1 protein-coding gene is annotated in these 242 nt (G+C 64.9%); it reads left to right on the top strand.

Annotated elements, in window-relative coordinates:
* The coding region (locus tag AAEZ05_RS29890) for a dihydroxyacetone kinase subunit DhaK (protein WP_350650268.1) at positions 1-242 on the top strand (242 nt) is incomplete at both ends.

Genomic DNA, 242 nt, shown 5'->3' on the forward strand with positions numbered 1-242 from the left:
GCCTTACACCGTGCACCATCGCCGCGGTGGGCAAGCCCAACTTCCAGATTCCCGACGGCCAGATGGAACTGGGTATCGGCCATCATGGCGAGCCGGGCATCGAAGTCGTCCCGATTGAGCCGGCCGCCGCCATGGCCGAGCGCATGCTGGCGCCGATCCTCGCTGACCGCGATTTCAGCCAGGACGACAGCGTGGTGGTGTTGGTTTCTGGCCTTGGCGCCACGCCGGTGATGGAGTTGTAT

This window comes from Pseudomonas sp. HY13-MNA-CIBAN-0226, assembly GCF_040310305.1.
GTDB classification, from domain to species: Bacteria; Pseudomonadota; Gammaproteobacteria; order Pseudomonadales; family Pseudomonadaceae; genus Aquipseudomonas; species Aquipseudomonas gregormendelii.